Below are 16,633 nucleotides of genomic sequence, written 5' to 3'. Positions count from 1 at the left end.
ACACCCCTGCCCCCCGGCAGGGGATTTCGCTTCCTGCGCTCTTCCTTTAGGGCAAAATCAGGGCATGGAGGCGCTGGAAGCTTTCCAAACCCTGGACCTGCGGGTGGGGAGGGTGGTCAAAGCCGAACCCCACGAGAAGGCGCGCAAGCCCAGCTACCGGCTCTGGATTGACCTGGGACCCTTAGGGATAAAGCGGAGCTCGGCCCAGATCACCGAGCTCTACACACCCGAGGCCCTGGTGGGCCGCCTGGTGGTCTGCGCCGTGAACCTGGGCACCCGGGTCATCGGGGGCTTCCCCTCGGAGGTCCTGGTCCTTGGCGTGAAGGACGAAGCGGGCCGGGTGGTCCTTCTCACCCCCGAGCGGGAGGTTCCCCTGGGGGAAAAGGTCTTCTAGCGGGTCCGGGTCACCTTGCGAAGGTGCCGGGGCCGGTCGGGGTCCTGCCCCCGGGCCCGGGCCAAGGCCTCGGCCAAGGGGTAAAAGGCCTGGATGAGGAGCAAGGGGGTGAGCTCGGGCCCCAGGGCCACGGGAAGGGCCAAGGGGGTTTGGGCCAGGGCCAAGGCGTCGGGCTCGGGGGAGAGGACGAGGAGGTGGGCGCCTTTGGCCCTTAGGCCTTCCAAGGTCCTAAGGGTTTCCTCCAGGGCCTCGTCCTTCTGCGCCAAGGCCAAGACGGGAAAACCCTCTTCCAAAAGGGCCTGGGGCCCGTGGAGGAACTCCGCCAGGGAAAGGCCCTCGGCGTGGAGGGCCGCCACCTCCTTGAGCTTTAAGGCCGCCTCCAGGACCACGGGGAAGGTGAAGCCCCGGCCCAAGACGAAGAGGCTTTCCGCTTCCTCCAAGTACCCCAGGTCCCCCTGAGGAGCCAAGGCCCGGCTCAGGGCCTCGGGCAAGGCGGGCAGGGCTTGCCGAAGCTTAGGGTCTTCCAGGGTGTGGGCGAGGAGGTGGACCGTGGCAGCCAGCATGGCGAGAAAACTCTTGGTGGCGGCCACCGCCCTCTCCTCCCCCGCGTGGAGGGGCAAGACCACCTCCGCCGCCTGGGCCAGGGGGCTTTCCTCCCGGTTCACCAAGGCCACGGTGAGGACCCCCTTCTCCCGGTAGGCCCGCACCGCTTCCAAGAGGTCCGGGCTTTCCCCGCTTTGGCTGTAGGCGAGGAGCAAGGCGGGGTAAGGGGGCCTGGGCCGCGCCCGGTAGAGGGTGAGGACGGAAGGGGCCAGGGAAAGCACGGGCCATTCCAGGCGGGCCTCGAGGAGGTACTTGGCGAAGAGGGCGGCGTGGTCCGAACTCCCCCGGGCCACCGTGAGGACCAAGGCCGGGGGCCTCCGCCGGAGGAAGGCGGCGAGGCCCTTCACCTCGGGCTCGTTCTCCCGTAGAAGCCGCTCCACCACCTGAGGGGCTTCCTCCGCCTCGTGGCGCATGAAGGACGCCATGTGCCCCATTGTAGCCCGCCCACCCTACCTCCTTCCCCCTGGGGGTGGTATACTTCCACGGATGGACCGCATCGTCATCCGGGGCGCCAGGGAGCACAACCTGAAGAACATCAGCCTCGAGCTCCCCCGGGGCAAGTTCATCGTCATCACCGGGGTGTCGGGCTCGGGCAAGAGCACCTTAGCCTTTGACACCATCTACGCCGAGGGGCAACGGCGCTATGTGGAAAGCCTCTCCAGCTACGCCCGCCAGTTCCTCGGGGTCATGGACAAGCCGGAGGTGGAGAGCATCGAGGGCCTCTCCCCCGCCATCTCCATTGACCAGAAGACCACAAGCCACAACCCCCGCTCCACCGTGGGCACCGTCACCGAAATCCACGATTACCTCCGCCTCCTCTTCGCCCGGGTGGGCCAGGCCTACTGCCCCACCTGCGGCCGCCCCATTGAGAAGCAGTCCGCCAGCGAGATCACCGACCGCCTCCTGCAACGGCCTCCTGGCACCCGGGCGGTCCTCATGGCCCCCTTGGTGCGGGGGAGGAAGGGAGAATACCGCAAGCTTTTCCAGCAACTCATGAAGGAGGGCTACGCCCGGGTGCGGGTGGACGGGGTGATCTACCTCTTGGAAGAGGCGCAAAACCTCAACTTGGAAAAGTACGAGAAGCACGATATTGACCTGGTGATTGACCGGGTGGTCCTCAAGGAGGAGGAGCGCCCCCGCATCGCCGAGGCGGTGGAGCTCGCCCTCCTCCGGGGCGAAGGCCTCATGCGCGTCCTCTACCCCGACTTGGGGGAGGAGGAGCTCTATTCGGAAAAGTTCGCCTGTCCCGAGCACGGAAGTGTTCTAGAGGAGCTGGAACCCCGCATCTTCTCCTTCAACGCCCCCTACGGGGCCTGCCCCGCCTGCTCCGGCCTCGGCTACAAGCAGGAGTTTGACCCCGAGCTGGTGGTGAACCCCGAGCTCTCCTTGGCGGAAGGGGCCATCCTGCCCTGGGCCCGGGGGCGGGACACGGGGCGGAGCTACCTCTGGGACCGCCTCAGGGCCCTCTCCGAGCACCTGGGCTTTGACCTAAGGACCCCCTTCAAGGACCTGCCGGAAGCGGCCAAGAAGGCGGTGCTCTACGGCCTGCCCGAGCCCTTTGAAGTGGTCTTTCGCCGGGGGGGGAAGGAAACCTTCCGGGTGGAGGTCCACTACGAAGGGGTCATCCCCTGGTTGGAGAAGCGCTACCAGGAGGCGGAATCCGAAGGGGTGCGGGAGGTCTTGGAGAGCTTCATGTCCCTGAAGCCCTGCCCCGTCTGCGGGGGCACCCGCTACAAGAAGGAGGTGCTTTCGGTGAAGGTGGCGGGGAGGAACATCGCCGAGGTCTCCGCCTTACCCGTGCGGGAGGCTTTGGCCTTCTTCCAGGGGCTAGAAGGGCACCTTTCCCCCTTCCAGGCCCAGATCGCCCGGCCCATCCTGCGGGAGATCGTGGAAAGGCTCGGTTTCCTGGTGGGGGTGGGCCTGGACTACCTCACCCTGGACCGGGCGGCCAACACCCTCTCCGGCGGGGAAGCGCAACGCATCCGCCTGGCCACCCAGGTGGGGAGCGGCCTCACCGGGGTACTCTACGTCCTGGACGAGCCCTCCATCGGCCTCCACCCCCGGGACAACCAGCGCCTCATCGCCACCCTGAAGCGCCTGCAATCCCTGGGCAACACCCTCATCGTGGTGGAGCACGACGAGGAAACCATGCGGGCCGCCGACTGGATCGTGGACATGGGCCCAGGGGCGGGCATCCACGGGGGGGAGGTGGTGGCCCAAGGGCCCTTGGAGGAAATCCTGAAAAGCCCCAATAGCCTCACCGGGGCCTACCTCAGGGGCGAGAAGAAGATCCCCGTGCCCAAGGAGCGCCGCAAGGGGAACGGCAAGTGGCTGGTGCTACGGGGCGCCAGGGAGCACAACCTAAAAAACGTCACCCTCAGAATCCCCCTGGGCCGCTTTGTGGCGGTGACGGGGCCTTCGGGAAGCGGCAAGAGCACCCTGATCCACGACGTCCTCTACGCCGCCTTAGCCCAAAGGCTCATGCGGGCCAAGGCCACCCCGGGAGCCTACGAGGCCCTGGAAGGGGTGGAGCACCTGGATAAGGTCATTGAGATTGACCAGTCCCCCATCGGCCGCACCCCCCGTTCCAACCCCGCCACCTACACGGGGATCTTTGACGAGATCCGCGACCTCTTCGCCAAGACGCCGGAGGCCAGGAAGCGGGGCTACGGGCCCGGGCGCTTTTCCTTCAACGTCAAGGGGGGGCGGTGCGAGGCCTGCGGCGGCGACGGCACGGTGAAGATTGAGATGCTCTTCCTGCCCGACCTCTACGTGCCCTGCGAGGTGTGCAAGGGCAAGCGTTACAACAAGGAAACCCTGGAGGTGAAGCTTAGGGGAAAGAGCATCGCCGACGTCCTGGACATGACCGCAGAGGAGGCCCTGGAGTTTTTCCAAAACGTTCCCACCATCGCCCGCAAGCTCCAGCTCATGGTGGACGTGGGGCTGGGCTACATGCGCTTGGGCCAACCCTCCCCCACCCTCTCCGGCGGCGAGGCCCAGCGGATCAAGCTGGCCACGGAACTGGGGCGCAAGGCCACGGGCCGCACCCTTTACATCCTGGACGAGCCCACCACGGGCCTCCACTTTGAGGACGTGGCCAAACTCTTGGACGTCCTCCACCGCTTGGTGGACGCCGGGAACACCGTGGTGGTCATTGAACACAACCTGGACGTGGTGAAGACGGCGGACTGGGTCATTGACCTGGGCCCCGAGGGCGGGGACCGGGGCGGGGAGATCGTGGCCGAGGGCACCCCGGAGGAGGTGGCCCTTTCGGGAAGCCCCACCGGGGCCTTCCTGGCCCGCATCCCCGAGATCGCCGAGAGGATCCAGGTGGCGGCGGATTAGGCCTTGGTCGTTTCCCGGGTCAGGACGCCCTCCAGGGCCAGGGCCAAGAACTTGTCCAGCTCCTCCTCCAGGTCTCGCTTGGGGGTGTAGGCCGCCCAGCGCAAGGCCGCCAAAAAGTAAAGGTCCGCCAGGGTGCGCCCCATGCGCTCCAAGGAAAGATCCTGGCGCACGATCCCTTTTTCCTGTAAGGGCTTCAGGACTTCCGCGATCAGGTCCCCCAAGGGCAGGGCTTGGAACGCCGCCCGGGCCCGGATGGGGTCGGGGTTTAAAAGCTCGTAAAGGAGCGGAAGGAGAAGGTCCTTTTCCCCCTTAGTGAAGGTGGCGAGCTCCTGGAAAAGGTAGCGCAACACCGCCAAGGGGTCTTGACCCTGGGCCAGCTTGCGCCGCACCTCTTCCCGGAGGCGGTTTAGGAGGAGGCTCCCGTAATCTAGGAGCACCGCCTCCTTGTACGGGAAGTAGTTGAAAAAGGTGCCCCGGGAAACGTGGGCCGCTTTAGCGATATCCGTGGCGGTGGTTTCCTGAAAGCCCCGCTCGCGGAAAAGCTTCATAGCCGCCTGAAAGATCCGGTCCCGGCGGCGCCTTTTCTGGTACTCCCGGACGGACATGGGTTTAGTGTACCTTAGTCCAAACTCAAAGCACAACCGCTTTCTGGGCCCAGTCTTCTAGGGCCCGAAGAAGGGCCAGGCCCCCATGGGAGGTGTAGACCCTATCCACCTTCCAGAACCCTTCCTCTCTCACCCGGTAGCCCATCTGCACCAGATCCTGGGCCACCTCTTCCCCCGCCGCCACCTCCTCGGGAAGCCTTCCCGCCTCCGCCAAAAAGAGGTGGGCGTTATAGCCCACGAACACCGCCTCCAGGCCCTCCCACACCTCCTCCAAGAAGGCCAGCCAGGCCGGGTCCTGGGCCAAGCGCTTGGGCCTTTTGGCCCCCGGGATGAGGAGGGCCGTGGGCTTGGGAGCGGCCGGGAAGGCGTAGGTGGGGGTCCAGACGGAGCCGGCAAGCCCCGGCGTGCCCTTCCTGCCCTTGGCCGCGGTGTAGGCGGGAAGCCCCAAGCGGCGGGCCGCCTCGAGGCCAAGGGCGGCCTCCAGCTCGGAAAACTCGGGAAGGAGCAGAACCGCCAGCACCCTAGGCTATTATGGCAGAAGGCGGGAAAGGAGCTTTGCCGCCTCGCCCCGGCTCACCCCCCCCTCCCCCGGAAGGGGGGACTCTCCCAACGCTTGCAGGATCTGGCTAAGGAGGGGGCGCCGCAAGGGCTTATGCAGTTCCTCCCGGTAGAGCTCTCGGGCCTTTAGGACCACCCTTAGCCGCTCCTCGGGGCCCTTGGCCCGGTAATAGTGCTCCAGGTTAGCCAGGAAGTCCCCGAGCAAAATGGGCTCCGAAAGCCCCAAGGTGCCCTTGAGGTAGTAGGGCCCAGCGAACAGCCCCCGCCTCAGTAGGCTCACCGCTTCCCGGTAGCCGGGCCTGTCCGTCTCGGCCCGGCCCTTCTCCCGAGAGGAAAGCCGCCCACCCCGCTCCAGGAGGCGCTTGCGCAGGGCCTCGAGGGCGTTGGGGCTTGCGGCCAACTCCTGGAAAGTGCCCATGGGCACCCGCTCCAGCCCCGCCTGGGGTGCAAGGCGCAACAGGGCCGCCGCCACCCCCGCCGCCTCCCCCAAGGCCATCTGCAGGGGCACCACCCGGGCGGAAAAGGCGGCCACGCTGTCAAACCCCGCCGCCTGGGAAACCACCAGCAGGTTGGCCACCTCCCGGGGCACCAGGGTGCGGAAGGGGACCCCATAGGGCGCCGGGGTCCCGAGGAGGTAAGGGGTTTCCCCAGGGAAGTAGGCCTGGCCGTCCAAGGGATAGCCGCCCAGGGCCACGGCGTCGGGAAAGTCCTTGCCCAGGAGAACCTCTTCGGCTCGCAGGCGGTAAAGGGCCTTGAGGTGGCGGCTTTCCCGGATGTAAAGGAGAGGGGCCACCTGGGCCAGGCGGGCGGTGCCGAAGAGCAAGGGGTCCTTCTCCCGCAGGAAGGCCACCACCCGCTCCGCCTCTAGGGCCGCTTCCTGCCGCCTCCGTTCCAGCTCCAAGAGGTCTAAGCTCTCGAGGCCGAAAAGGAGGAGGGCGTTGACCAAGAGGCTCCCGTCGTCCTGGCGGGAGAGGTTGAGGCCCCTCAGGGCGTAGCGGGTGGGGTCCGAGGGGGTATACCCCCGCACCAGCTCGCCGAAGCCCCAACCGCTCCGGCCCCAGGCCCCCGCCCCCGTGCGCCGCACCTGCCCCTCGTAGTTGAGAGCCAAGAAAACCGCCCCCCAAGGCACCCCCTCCAGGCGAAAAACCAAGGTGGCGGCCATAAGGCGGCGGTCCAGCCCCGTGTCCTCCCGCCCCAGGGTGAAGGAAGCCCCCGCGCGAAAGGCCAGCTCGGCGGTGTCGCTGGCATCCAGAAAGTAGGGGGCCTGGTAGGTGGCCTTTGGGGTCTTTAGGGCCAGGAGGCGGGGTGCCTCCACCTCCACGCCGTCTAAAGGCTCCTCCAAGCGCACCTCCACCCCCGACTGGCGCAACATGTCCCAAAAGACCTCTTCCGCTCGCTCCACATCAAAGGAGGGCTCCCCCCCCACCCGGCGGTAAAACTCCCGGAAAAGCCCCCCCTGGAGCAACCCTTCCCCGTCTTTGGCCACGTCTAAGGTGGCCAGCCACCCTTGGGTGAGGACACCCCCCACCCCCCGGCCCGGCTCCACCAGGGCCACCTTAAGCCCCTCCTGGGCCGCGGCCACCGCCGCCGCCACCCCTTGCGGGGTGGCCCCGTACACCACCAGGTCGTACTGGGCCCAAGCGAGGCCCAAGAGGACCAAAAGGGCAATCCACCTTGGCATGGTCCGCAAAGAAGCCCGGGAAGCCATGGGCAAAAACTTACGGAAGCGCGCGCTTGGCCTCCTGGTACTCCGCCACCAGGCGGGCCACCACCTCCTTGGCCGAGGGGATGTCGCGGATGAAGGCCACCCCGTGCCCGGCGGAATAGACCTCCTTCCAAGCCTTCCCCCCACCCTGGCGGAAGCGCTCCAAGGACTCCTTGAGGAAGTTGGCGGGCACCCCCGTCACCTCCGGGGTGTACTCTATGTCCTCTGGAGCGGCGCGCAGGAGGGCCTCCTTGTACTCCAAGGGCGCCTCCGACTCCAAGGTGGCGATGAAGCGGGTGCCGATGTAGGCCCCATCCCCCAGGGCCAAGGCGGCCAGAACCTGCCTTCCCGTGGCGATGCCACCGGCGATGAGCACGGGCACCCCAAGCTCCTCCCTGAGCCAAGGCCCCAGGACAAAGGGGCTCACCCCTCCGGCGTGCCCCCCCGCCCCCGCCGCCACGGCCACCAGGGCGTCAGCCCCCGCCTCCACCGCCTTCCGGCCGTGCCGCAGGCCCACCACGTCGCACCAGACCACGCCCCCATAGGCCTTGACCTTCTCCACCACCCGGGTGGGGTCCCCCAAAGAGGTAACCACCAAGGGGACCTTGCGCTCGGCCACGGCTTCCAGGTCCTCCTCGAGGCGGGGATTATTCTTAAGAATTAAGTTCACGCCGAAGGGGACTCCTTGCGGGAAAGTTTCCAAAAACTCCCGGAAAGCGGCGTGGGTGCGGAAGTTGAGGCTGGGGATGACCCCAATGGCCCCCGCCTCGGCCACGGCCAAAAGGAGCCTGGCCCCGGAAACCAGGAACATAGGCGCGGCCACGATGGGATAGCGGATGCCCAGCATCCTCGTGATGGCGGTCTCCATGGGGGAGATTTTACCCGGTTCAAGGATAATGGGCGGGTGGAACCGGAGCGCTCCTTGCGGCTATCCATCTGGGAAGGAACCCTGGCCGTCTTGTTCCTCTACTGGACCACGGGGGTCCTGGTCACGGGCTACGCCCTGGCGCTGGGAGCACCCCCCTTGGCCTTGGCCCTTCTGGGATCGCTGCCCTTTTTGGCCCAGCTCACGGCTCCTTTAGCCCTATTTATGCGGGGAAGCCGCAGGGCGTTGACGGTGCGCCTCAACCTGGCCTCCCGCCTCCTCTTTTTGCCCGCCCTCCTGGCCCCCTTCCTGCCCGAGGGGCTTAGGATCCCGGCCCTCCTCCTCTTCGCCGGGGCCTCCCAGCTTTTGGCCGCCCCCGTGGGGGTGCTCTGGCTTTCCTGGATGGCGGACCTGGTGCCGCAAGAAAGGCGGGGCCGCTACTTTGGCCTAAGGAACGCCCTTTTGGGCCTGGTGGGCACCTTGGGGAACCTCCTTGGGGGCCTGGTGGCCGACACCCTTCCCCCTCCCACGGGGTACCAGGCGGTGCTCCTCCTCGGGGTGGGGGCGGGGCTTTTGTCGGTCCTGGTCCTGCGGCTGCAACACGAGCCCCCGCCGGCCCCCGCGCCCCCACCCCAAGCCGCCTTGCGGGCCGCCTTGGGCGACCGGGCCTACCGAAACTACCTGGGCTTGGTCTTCCTTTGGTACGGGGCGGTGATGGTGGGCGGGCCCTTCGTGGTACCCTACTTCGTCAAGGTGGGCGGGTTTTCCATGACCCAGGTGGGGCTATGGACCCTGATCTCCGCCACCTCGGGGCTCCTCTTTGGGCCCCTTTGGGGCCGCCTGGCGGACAGGGCGGGGCACGGGGTGGTGGTCTTCCGGGCGGGGATGGTGGGGGCCGCCATGCCCCTCCTTTGGCTTTTGGGCACGGCGGCCTTTCCCTGGCCCATCTGGCTTTCCGCCGTGGCCGACGCCTTGGCCTGGAGCGGTCTCGGCACCGCCTTGGTGAACGCTGCCTTGGCTCGGGCTCCTGAGGAGGCACGAAACGGCTACCTGGCCCTTTTCTGGTTGGCCATGGGACTTGGAGGGCTCACGGGAAGCCTCCTGGGTGGAGGCCTCGCCAGCCTGGGCCCGAGCTCCTACCACCTGCCCATCCTCGCCTCCATGGGCTTACGGCTTCTCGTGGCCTTGCGCTTCCGGGGACTCTAAGCCCTTCCTTCGCATCTCGCCCCACTCCCCCCGCTTGCGCCACACCTGGAAGGTGGCGAGAAAGCGCTCCAGGGCCAGGAGCTAGCGGTAGCCCAGGGCCTCGAGGACGGCAAGTCCCAATAGCGCAAGTCGGTCCCCTAGCCTGGGGTAGCGCTGCAAAAGCAGGGTTTCCATCCCCACCGCCAGCTGGGAAAGCAAAACGCCATACCCCAAGGCCAAGAGCAGGAAAAGAAGGGCAAACTCGGGGTGCAAAAGCCCAAGGGCCCAGAAAACGGGCAAGAGGAGGTAGCCCAGCACCTCCACCACCGGGGCCAGCGCCTCAAAGACAAAGAAGTAGGGCATGGCCACCAGGCCCAGACGGCCATACCGGGGGTTGAAGAGCATGGCCCGATGGGCCCAAAGCACCTCCCAAAGCCCTCGGTGCCAGCGGTTGCGTTGCTTGCGCAAGGTGGCCAGGTCCGCGGGCACCTCGGTGTAGCAGATGGGGTCTGGGGTGTAGAGGATGCGGTAGTCCCGGCCCTCTTCCCGGGCCCGGCGGTGGAGGCGCACCACCAGCTCCATGTCCTCCCCCACGGTGTCCGTGCGGTAGCCCCCCACCCTTAGCGCCGCCTCCCGGCGGAAGAGGCCAAAGGCCCCCGAGATGATGAGAAGCGCCCCCATGGCGCTCCACCCCGCCCGCCCCAGGAAGAAGGCCCGGGCGTACTCAATCACCTGCATTTTTTCCAGGAAGCCCCGGGGTAACCGCAGGGCCTCCACCACCCCTTCCCGCACCACGGCGCCGTTTAGGGGGCGGATGGTTCCCCCCACCGCCAAGACTCGGTCATCCTCCAAGAAGAGGCGGCTCGCCCGGAGGAGGGCCTGGGCGTCCAGGAGGCTATCCGCGTCCACGGCGCAGAAAAGGGGATAGCGGGCCAGGTTGAGCCCAGCGTTTAAGGCGTCCGCCTTGCCCCCGTTTTCCTTGTCCACCACTAAGAGGTTGGGGTGCGAAAGCGAGCGGTAAATGGCCCGCACCGGCTTGCTGGGAAGAACTCGGCGGTAAACCCAGTCCACCTCCACCAGGCGGAAGGTTTCCTTCAGGACCTCTAGGGTCCTATCCTTGGGCCCGTCCGCCACCACGATCACCTCAAACTCCGGGTAGTGGAGGGCGAGGAAGGAGCGCACCGAGGCGGCGATGGTTTTCTCCTCGTTGTAGGTGGGCACCAAGATGGAAACGGGAAGGTACGCTTCCCGCTCCAGGAGGTCCTTTAGGGCGAGCTCAGAAAGCTCCCGGGCGTAGCGGGCCACCATGCGCAGGCCAAAGAGGGCGAAGAGCGCGTAGAGGAAGTTGAGGAAGGCAAAGTACCAGAGGACGGACACCTGGTAGGCGAAAAGGAACCAGGCTAAGACCCTCACGCCGCCTCCTGCAAAAGCTGCTGGGCCATGGCCCGCCCGTAAGGGTCGGGGTGCTTATGGGCCGCCTGGGCCAGAAGCGCCGGGTCCAGGCGCATGAGCCCTTCGGCTGCAGCCCGGCGCACGTAGAAGGAAGGGTCAGAAAGGGCGTGCCATAGCGCCCGCCGCGCCAGATCGTTTTGCAAAAGGGCCAGGAGCCGAGCGGCGTGCACCCGCAAGAACTCCCGCTCGTCCTTGAGGGCGGCCAGGAGAACCTCCTCGTGCCCTTTAGGCGCATGGCCCAGCCGGAGGAGGGCCCGCATGGCAGCCGCCTTCAGCTCCGGGTCTGGATCTTCCAAAAAGGCCAGCGCCGACGACGCCAAGTTCCTGAGCTTCAGCCTGCCCAAGGCCTCCAAAGCCGCCCAGCGTTCCTCCCTTCCCCCCTCCTCCAGGAGCAAGGCCAGCACGGGCTCCGCCCGGTCTTCCAGAAGGAGAAGGGCCTCCAAAAGCGCCCCCCGGGGGAGGTGGGCCCGCAAGTAAGCCCGCCCCAAGGCCAAAAGCCCCTCTCCCTGGGCCACCCGGGCCCCAGCCCGCGCCGCCGCCAACCGGAGCACCGGGTCGGGATGGTCCAGATAGGGGAGGATGAGGTCCAGGGTTTCCGGAAGCCGCGCCTGGGCCAGGGCGTCCAGGGCATCGAGCCGGGCGGGACGGGAAGCGAAGCGGCTTCGGAGCATCCGCCCCCAGGAAGGCCTTGCCTGGCGCAGCCAAGCCTCCACCCGCTCGGCCAGATCCCCTTGGAGCATCTCCCTCAGGTGCAAAAGGGCCTCCAGGGCCACCCTCGGCCACGGCGGTGGGGGCAACGCCCCCTCGCCGAAAAGGGCTTGGGTAAAGCGGGAAAGCCAGTCCTCGTAGGCCTTCCGGTCCCGAAGCTCCTTGGCCTCGGTGTAGGCGTGATAGAGTAAAATGTACGCGGAAAGGAAAAACAAGCTGACCCCGGTGAGGAGGAACGCCTGAAAAAGGGCCCGGCGGGCAGTCCCATACCCCCAAAGCCCCCACAAGCGGCCAGAAAGGGCCACCCCAAGCCCCCCCAGGGCCACGGCCTCCAGGACCACCACCAGGAACACCAAAAGGGCGTAGAGCCGCTCACCACGCCGCCACATGCTCTTCCAGCCTCCGCAACAGCTCCCCGGGGCTAAAGGGCTTGGTGAGATAAGCCTGGGCTCCCAAGGCCAGCACCTCGGTGGCGGTCTTTTCCTGCTTAAGCCCGGAAAGGACCACCACCGGCGTATTCTTTTTCAGCTCCTGCCGCAGATACCGCAAAAGATCCAGGCCCGAACCCCCCGGCAGATTGAGGTCCAAGATCACGGCGTCCCAGTCCCGGGTAAGCAATCCCCTAGCGCTAGGGTAGTCCGAAGCCACGGTGGGCTCGTGGCCTCCCCGCTTCAGGGCCAGGGTCAAAATCTTGGCCACCGCAGGGTCGTCCTCCACTAGCAGAATGCGCATGCTTCTCCCCCCATCCACCCTACCTGGGCCCTGTGAAAGCTCTGCGAAAGTCAAGGTCCCTCAAGCCGCCGGAGAAAGGCCGCCACCTCCGGGTCGGGGTGGTGGCGGAGTTCTTCCCGCAGAAGGGAAAGCGCTTCCTCCCTTCTCCCCTGCTCCACCAAGGCCTTGGCCAGGGTGAAGCGGGCCAAGGGGTAGTCGGGCTTTAGGGAAAGCACCTGCCGGGCGAGGAGCTCCGCCTCCTTGGCCCGCCCCAGGGCCAGCACCACCTCGGCGAGGCCCCAGCGGGCGTCCAGGTTGCCGGGGTCTTGGGCCAGCACCTGGCGGTAGCTCTCCTCCGCCTCGGCGTAGCGGCCCATGTGGTAAAGGAGGCGGCCGTAGCGCACCCGGATGTCGGGGCTATCCAGAAGGGCCAAGGCCCGCTCGTAAAGGGGCTTGGCCTCGGCGTGACGGCCTTGGAGGTAGAGGGCGAAGGCGAGCTCCCCCAAGGCCTCCGCGTCGTCGGGGAAGGCCTCCACCGCCCGCCTCAAGAAGGCCTCCGCCCCCACGGGGTCCTGGGGCAAGCGCCTTTTGCCTTGGAAAAAGCTATGCCGTTCCCGGAAAGGCACGGGGTCCGAGGGGTAGCCCAAAAGCCCCACCTCGTCCAGGGCGAAGGCCCGCACCTGGCTCACCCGGTCTGCCTGGGGAAGGTAGCGGAATAGCCCCCCTTCCGCCCGGGCCGAGAGGACCACCCTTTCCCCGCTTCGCACCTCCACCCAAAACCCCCTGGCCCCCTCGGGGCCCAGGAAGCGGAAGACCACCTCGCCCCCTTCCCCCGGCACCGGCCGCACCAGGGGCGCGGGAAGGAGCTTCCTCCGCACCCCCGTGCCCAAAAGGGCACCCTCCCCAGCGGGCAGGCTCTCCTGCCCCAGGGCAAGCCGGCCCCGATAGAGGGAGACCCGGGCCCGCTCCTCGCGGGATAAGCGCAGGTGGGTGCCCGTGGGCCTAAGCTCCCCCTCAGGGGTGGCGAAGGCGAGGCTTGCGTTTCCCTCCCGCACCGCCTCCACCGCGCCCTTTTCCAAGGCCACGCGGAGCCTTTCCCCCCCGCCCCAAAGGCTCCGCCAGCGTCGGGCCTCCCCTTGGGCATCGGGGCTGAAGGCGAGCTCAAGCCCCTTCAGGCGCACCACCTCTCCCCCCGGCACCTCTCCAAAGGCCCGGGAGCCCAAGGGGGCGGGGTAGATGGGAAGCCGGGCCAGGGCGATCACCGCCACCAGGAGCAATAAAAGCCGCCCCACCGGGGCCCGCTGCCCGGGGCGGGGCCGGGGAAGGAGGAGGAGAAAGGTGCTTCCCCGCCCCAGGCGGCTTTTTAGGCGCACTTCCCCCCCGTGGGCCTCGAGGACCCGCTTCACCAGGGCAAGCCCAAGCCCCGTCCCCTCCACCTCCCCCCTGGTGGAGGCCCGGAAAAAGGGCTCAAAAACCTTGTCCTGCTCTCCCTCGGGAATGCCGGGCCCGGTGTCGGCCACGGCGATGCCGTACCGGTCCTTTCCCCGCAGGAGCCGCACGCTCACCCTCCCCCCTTCCGGGGTGTACTTGACGGCGTTATTAAGGACGTTGAGAAGGGCCTGGTACAGCCAGTCCCTATCCCCATAGACCCAAGCCTCCCCCTTGGGCAGGGCCAGGCGCAAGGCCAGGCGCTTCCTGCGGGCCAGGGGCCGCACCTCCTCCGCCGCCTGGAGGAGCAGGGCCTTTAGGTCCACCCGCTCCGCCTTAAGCCGCACCCCTTGGCCCAGGCTCAGGTACTCCTGGGCCCTTTGCAGGAGGTCCTGGATGCGCCGGGCAGAGCGCTCGGCGATCTCCAAAAGCTCCTTGGCCTCCTCAGGAAGCTCCTCGGTTTCCCGGGCGAGCTCCAAGGCGCCCAAGATGCTCATCAAGGGGTTCTTGATCTCGTGAAGGAGGAGGCGAAGAAGCCGCTCGCTTTCCCCTTGGGCCCGGAGTAGGGCCAGCTCCCGCTCGCGAAGGGCAAGTACCTGACGAAAGGCCTTAAGGAGAAGGCGCAGGGCCTCCTGGAGCTCCCGGGAAGGAGGCCTCCCCTCCCAGTAAAGGGCGAGCTCCCCCTCCTCCCAGAGCTTTTCCCCCTTCAAGGGCGGCTCGGGCAACACCTCCCCCCGGAAGACCACCCGCACCGGGTAGCGGCGAAGGAGCTCCGCCAAGAAGCCCAGGTCGGCGGGAGGGCGCTCCTGGAGCATGGCCTTGAGCTTACCCCTAAGGCTTGAAAGGGGTGTGAAAGCCTTAGGGCCTCGGGGCCATGACCACCAGGAGGAGGGCGGGGCTCGCCGACTCGTTCCGCACCCCGTGGGGCTTACCCGCCTCGGCCAAGGCCGCCATCCCCGGCGCCAAAAGGGCCTCCTCCTCCCCCACCTGCACCACCACCTCCCCCTCCAAGACGCAGTAGACCTTGTCCGCCCCCTCGTGGGCGTGCACCTTCTGGGCCTGGCCGGGAAGGAGGGCGTACAGGTCGTAGAACATGTAGGGCGAGTCAAACACCGGGATCTTGGCCATTTTCTCCTGGCTAAAGCGGGCCAGGCGCTTAAGGTCGCGGATCTCCATGGGGCCCAGTCTACTTGACGAGGCACCTTTGGGGGACTACACTAACCCTTGCGCGCCGGGGAGTAGCGCAGCCTGGTAGCGCACACGCTTGGGGTGCGTGTGGTCGTCGGTTCAAATCCGGCCTCCCCGACCAAAAGGGCCCCGCCTTTAGGCGGGGCCCCCAGCTTTTCCCTCCTAAGCCCGCCCCACAGTCCTCATTAGTTGGAACTTTTCCCGTATAACCTGCTTCAGGTAGTCCCGGCCCTTGCCGATAATCTTCCGCGGGTCAAACTCTCTGGGGCTCCCCACCACCACCTCGCGGATGCCCAGGGTCATGGCCAGGCGCAGGTCGGTGTCAATGTTGATCTTGGCGATGCCGTTGGGGATGGCCTTCTGGATGTCCTCGTCGTGGATGCCCGTGGCCTCTTTCACCTCGGCCCCGGTGGCCAACAGCTTTTCCTTGAGCCAGGCGGGAACCCCACTGGCCCCGTGAAGGACCAAGGGCAAGGAAACCCGCCTGGCGATTTCCTGCAAGCGCCGGTGGTCAATGTAGGGACGGCCCTTGCCCTTGTAGGCCCCGTGGCTCGTGCCGATGGCGATGGCAAGGTAGTCTATTCCCGTTTCCGCCACGAAGCGCTCCGCCTCCTCCGGATCGGTGAGAAAGGCCTCCGCCTCGGAAACCTGCACGTTGTCCTCAATGCCCTGGAGCCGGCCCAGCTCCGCCTCCACGCTCACCCCCACCGCATGGGCCGCCTCCACCACCTTCCTGGTTTCCCGGACGTTTTCTTCAAGAGGGTGGTGGCTGGCGTCAATCATGACGCTGGTGAACCCAGCCCGCAGGGCCTGCATGACCATGGCGAAATCGGCCCCGTGGTCCAGGTGGAGGACCACGGGCACCCGCACCCGGCTCGCCATGTCCTTGACCAGGTTGGCCAGGTTTTCCATGCCCGCGTACTTGCGGGCGCCATCGGAAACCTGGATGAAGACCGGGGCCTTGAGCTCTTCCGCCACCTCCAAAATTGCCTGGGTGATCTCCAGGTTGTTGGTGTTGAAGCTGGGCACGGCGTACCCCTCGCGCCGTGCCTTGTCCAAAACTTCCTTACCCACCACCAAGGGCATACAAAACCTCCTTAAGCGCTTTTAGGTTTTCCACCACGGGCCGCCCGTTGAAAAGGGCACTCCCGGCCACCGCCACGTCGGCGCCCGCTTGGTAGACTTCCCTCACCGTATCCCGGTTCACCCCCCCATCCACCACCAGGAGGCAGGCTGGGTTTAGCTGGTCCCGCATGGCACGAAGCCGCTGAAGCCGCCCCGTGGCGGTGGGGATGTACTTCTGCCCGCCAAACCCCGGGTTCACGCTCATGAGGAGGGCCAGGTCCAGTTCGGGAAGAAGGGGTTCAAAGGCCTCGAGGGGAGTCCCGGGATTGATGGCGAGCCCCGCCTTCTTCCCCAGCTCCTTCACCCGTTGCACCGCCCGGTGGGGATGATAGGTGGCCTCAAAGTGAACGGTGATGTGGTCCGCCCCCGCCCGGGCGAAGTCCTCGAGGTAGCGCTCGGGGTTCACGATCATGAGGTGGACGTCCAAAGGTAAAGAGGTGACCCGGCGCACCGCCTCCACCAGGATGGGGCCAAAGGTGAGGTTCGGGACGAAGACCCCATCCATTACATCCAGGTGGATCCAGTCCACTCCCGCCGCTTCAGCTTCCTGGACCACCTCCTTCAGCCTCGCCAGGTCCGCCGTGAGGATGGAGGGCGCAAACTTCAGCATCGCTTCCCCTAGGCCACACGCAGGTGTCCCCGCTCAATGGCCAGCTCCCGCATCTTAACCAGATAGTAAGCGATGATGAGCTGGGTCAACGCCAGGGGGGCTTGCCTAGTAAATTGCCTTGTACCCCGGAGGGGGCGGGAGAAGGGAGAGA

General features: G+C 66.8%; 15 protein-coding genes and 1 tRNA gene. 4 read left to right on the top strand and 12 right to left on the bottom strand.

All coding sequences use genetic code 11. The features are described 5' to 3' along the window. Positions 1–64: 64 nt before the first annotated feature. Positions 65–394: a tRNA-binding protein gene (locus L0D17_RS06220; RefSeq protein WP_039458742.1), complete on the top strand. Its 330-nt coding sequence runs from the start codon at positions 65–67 to the stop codon at positions 392–394. Here the strand turns inward: L0D17_RS06220 and L0D17_RS06215 are convergent. Continuing rightward, complete coding sequence (locus L0D17_RS06215; protein WP_243094461.1) at positions 391–1,422, bottom strand: SIS domain-containing protein; 1,032 nt, start codon at positions 1,420–1,422, stop codon at positions 391–393. The genes L0D17_RS06220 and L0D17_RS06215 overlap by 4 nt on opposite strands. 61 nt (positions 1,423–1,483) lie before the next feature. On the opposite strand from L0D17_RS06215, the gene uvrA reads away from it, so the two are divergent. Next, positions 1,484–4,342: an excinuclease ABC subunit UvrA gene (uvrA, locus tag L0D17_RS06210; protein WP_243094460.1), complete on the top strand. Its 2,859-nt coding sequence runs from the start codon at positions 1,484–1,486 to the stop codon at positions 4,340–4,342. Here uvrA and L0D17_RS06205 read toward each other — a convergent pair. The 4 genes from L0D17_RS06205 to L0D17_RS06190 are packed head-to-tail and all read right to left on the bottom strand — an operon-like array spanning position 4,339 to position 8,078. After that, on the bottom strand, positions 4,339–4,947 hold the full coding sequence (locus L0D17_RS06205) for a TetR/AcrR family transcriptional regulator (protein ID WP_243094459.1): 609 nt from the start codon (positions 4,945–4,947) through the stop codon (positions 4,339–4,341). The genes uvrA and L0D17_RS06205 overlap by 4 nt on opposite strands. Positions 4,948–4,972: 25 nt before the next feature. Then, positions 4,973–5,467, bottom strand: a complete 495-nt coding sequence (locus L0D17_RS06200; RefSeq protein ID WP_039455946.1) for a DJ-1/PfpI family protein — start codon at positions 5,465–5,467, stop codon at positions 4,973–4,975. 9 nt (positions 5,468–5,476) lie between these two features. Beyond that, positions 5,477–7,186 carry an FAD-dependent oxidoreductase gene (locus L0D17_RS06195; RefSeq protein ID WP_243094458.1) on the bottom strand — a complete coding sequence of 570 codons (1,710 nt, stop codon included), beginning with the start codon at positions 7,184–7,186 and terminating at the stop codon, positions 5,477–5,479. A 37-nt stretch (positions 7,187–7,223) separates the two neighbouring features. Further along, positions 7,224–8,078, bottom strand: coding sequence for an NAD(P)H-dependent flavin oxidoreductase (locus L0D17_RS06190; protein WP_039455943.1), 855 nt, complete (start codon positions 8,076–8,078; stop codon positions 7,224–7,226). 36 nt (positions 8,079–8,114) lie between these two features. On the opposite strand from L0D17_RS06190, the gene L0D17_RS06185 reads away from it, so the two are divergent. Further along, positions 8,115–9,281 (top strand): MFS transporter, encoded by a 1,167-nt coding sequence (locus tag L0D17_RS06185; RefSeq protein WP_243094457.1) that lies wholly within the window; start codon positions 8,115–8,117, stop codon positions 9,279–9,281. 81 nt (positions 9,282–9,362) lie between these two features. On the opposite strand, the gene L0D17_RS06180 is transcribed toward L0D17_RS06185, so the two are convergent. From L0D17_RS06180 to L0D17_RS06160, 5 genes are read right to left on the bottom strand one after another with little or no spacing between them, the layout of a single operon-like run. After that, positions 9,363–10,673, bottom strand: coding sequence for a glycosyltransferase family 2 protein (locus L0D17_RS06180; RefSeq protein ID WP_243094456.1), 1,311 nt, complete (start codon positions 10,671–10,673; stop codon positions 9,363–9,365). Further along, positions 10,670–11,809, bottom strand: coding sequence for a HEAT repeat domain-containing protein (locus L0D17_RS13535; RefSeq protein ID WP_126165184.1), 1,140 nt, complete (start codon positions 11,807–11,809; stop codon positions 10,670–10,672). Before L0D17_RS13535 ends, L0D17_RS06180 begins: the two co-directional genes overlap by 4 nt. Beyond that, positions 11,793–12,152 carry a response regulator transcription factor gene (locus L0D17_RS06170; RefSeq protein ID WP_126165183.1) on the bottom strand — a complete coding sequence of 120 codons (360 nt, stop codon included), beginning with the start codon at positions 12,150–12,152 and terminating at the stop codon, positions 11,793–11,795. The genes L0D17_RS13535 and L0D17_RS06170 overlap by 17 nt, the downstream gene beginning before the upstream one ends. Positions 12,153–12,202: 50 nt before the next feature. Continuing rightward, positions 12,203–14,374, bottom strand: a complete 2,172-nt coding sequence (locus L0D17_RS06165; RefSeq protein WP_243094455.1) for an ATP-binding protein — start codon at positions 14,372–14,374, stop codon at positions 12,203–12,205. 43 nt (positions 14,375–14,417) lie between these two features. Then, positions 14,418–14,735 carry a cupin domain-containing protein gene (locus tag L0D17_RS06160; protein WP_126165181.1) on the bottom strand — a complete coding sequence of 106 codons (318 nt, stop codon included), beginning with the start codon at positions 14,733–14,735 and terminating at the stop codon, positions 14,418–14,420. 56 nt (positions 14,736–14,791) lie between these two features. On the opposite strand from L0D17_RS06160, the gene L0D17_RS06155 reads away from it, so the two are divergent. Beyond that, positions 14,792–14,868 (top strand) — tRNA-Pro (locus tag L0D17_RS06155). A 41-nt stretch (positions 14,869–14,909) separates the two neighbouring features. Here L0D17_RS06155 and fba read toward each other — a convergent pair. Next, positions 14,910–15,833, bottom strand: a complete 924-nt coding sequence (fba, locus tag L0D17_RS06150; RefSeq protein WP_243094454.1) for a class II fructose-1,6-bisphosphate aldolase — start codon at positions 15,831–15,833, stop codon at positions 14,910–14,912. Then, positions 15,814–16,482, bottom strand: a complete 669-nt coding sequence (gene rpe, locus L0D17_RS06145) for a ribulose-phosphate 3-epimerase (RefSeq protein WP_243094453.1) — start codon at positions 16,480–16,482, stop codon at positions 15,814–15,816. Before rpe ends, fba begins: the two co-directional genes overlap by 20 nt. Positions 16,483–16,633: the final 151 nt, after the last annotated feature.

The sequence above is a fragment of the Thermus thalpophilus genome (assembly GCF_022760915.1).
GTDB classification, from domain to species: Bacteria; Deinococcota; Deinococci; order Deinococcales; family Thermaceae; genus Thermus; species Thermus thalpophilus.
The sequence above is the reverse complement of the archived record's forward strand: the minus strand, read 5'-3'. Positions and strand labels throughout refer to the sequence as shown.

Excerpts from the sequence above, each read along its gene's own strand:
- L0D17_RS06165 (WP_243094455.1), bottom strand. The coding sequence starts at position 14,374 with ATGCTCCAGGAGCGCCCTCCCGCCGACCTGGGCTTCTTGGCGGAGCTC.
- L0D17_RS06215 (WP_243094461.1), bottom strand. The coding sequence starts at position 1,422 with ATGGCGTCCTTCATGCGCCACGAGGCGGAGGAAGCCCCTCAGGTGGTG.
- L0D17_RS13535 (WP_126165184.1), bottom strand. The coding sequence starts at position 11,809 with ATGTGGCGGCGTGGTGAGCGGCTCTACGCCCTTTTGGTGTTCCTGGTG.
- rpe (WP_243094453.1), bottom strand. The coding sequence starts at position 16,482 with ATGCTGAAGTTTGCGCCCTCCATCCTCACGGCGGACCTGGCGAGGCTG.
- L0D17_RS06160 (WP_126165181.1), bottom strand. The coding sequence starts at position 14,735 with ATGGAGATCCGCGACCTTAAGCGCCTGGCCCGCTTTAGCCAGGAGAAA.
- L0D17_RS06195 (WP_243094458.1), bottom strand. The coding sequence starts at position 7,186 with ATGCCAAGGTGGATTGCCCTTTTGGTCCTCTTGGGCCTCGCTTGGGCC.
- L0D17_RS06190 (WP_039455943.1), bottom strand. The coding sequence starts at position 8,078 with ATGGAGACCGCCATCACGAGGATGCTGGGCATCCGCTATCCCATCGTG.
- fba (WP_243094454.1), bottom strand. The coding sequence starts at position 15,833 with ATGCCCTTGGTGGTGGGTAAGGAAGTTTTGGACAAGGCACGGCGCGAG.
- L0D17_RS06220 (WP_039458742.1), top strand. The coding sequence starts at position 65 with ATGGAGGCGCTGGAAGCTTTCCAAACCCTGGACCTGCGGGTGGGGAGG.
- uvrA (WP_243094460.1), top strand. The coding sequence starts at position 1,484 with ATGGACCGCATCGTCATCCGGGGCGCCAGGGAGCACAACCTGAAGAAC.
- L0D17_RS06205 (WP_243094459.1), bottom strand. The coding sequence starts at position 4,947 with ATGTCCGTCCGGGAGTACCAGAAAAGGCGCCGCCGGGACCGGATCTTT.
- L0D17_RS06170 (WP_126165183.1), bottom strand. The coding sequence starts at position 12,152 with ATGCGCATTCTGCTAGTGGAGGACGACCCTGCGGTGGCCAAGATTTTG.